The organism is Streptomyces sp. UNOB3_S3, assembly GCF_020740895.1.
Classification (GTDB): domain Bacteria; phylum Actinomycetota; class Actinomycetes; order Streptomycetales; family Streptomycetaceae; genus Streptomyces.
This window is the reverse complement of the sequence record NZ_JAILXP010000755.1, coordinates 1-700: the sequence shown is the minus strand read 5'-3', so window position 1 is coordinate 700 and position 700 is coordinate 1. Positions and strand designations below refer to the sequence as shown.

General features: G+C 75.3%; 1 protein-coding gene. It reads right to left on the bottom strand.

Annotated elements, in window-relative coordinates; translation table 11 throughout:
* The coding region (locus K6I33_RS35475) for a beta-galactosidase (protein WP_229358895.1) at window positions 1-700 on the bottom strand (700 nt) is incomplete at both ends.

Below are 700 nucleotides of genomic sequence, written 5' to 3'. Positions count from 1 at the left end.
GCCGCAGCCCCCGCGCCCGCACCCCGTGCACATACTGCCGCTCGTGCAGCAGCCCGCCCGTGACGCCCTTGGCCTCACCGAGCCGCGGCCCGTAATTGACCCGGCCCAGCGACTCCACCCACAGCTCCACCACGGCCGGCCCCGCCACCTCACCGATCAGCACCGGATCCGAGGCGTCGTCGACCACCGCCACCCGCGCCCCGTCCACGGCCACCACCGCCACATCACGCAGCCCCCACACCCACAGCGGGGACGCCTCCCGGGGCCCCGGAACCGTGAAGCGATACCGCACCAGACCCCGGTCCACCCCCAGCTCCTCGAACGACGGCGGCAGCGCCGACTCGCTCTCCGCGCCCCCCAGCGCGTCCACGACCCCGTCCAGCGGCGCCCACCGCTCCAGCCGCGCCACCACCGCGGCACCCAGCACCGGCGGCGCCGGCGGCGGCTCCGGCACCGGACCCACCACCCCGCCCGGAACGGCCGCCCCGTCCCGGAAACCCGCCAGCACCTCCCGGAACGCCCAGAACTTCGCCGTCGCCCGCCCGTACTCGTCCACCGGCGCGTCGTAGTCGTACGACGTCACCGTCGGCCGCAACGCGCCCAGATGATCCTCACCGGCCCGGTTCGCCCCCGCCCAGCCACCGAAGTTCGTCCCACCGTGCGCCATGTAGACATTCACCGACGCCCCGCACTCCAGCAC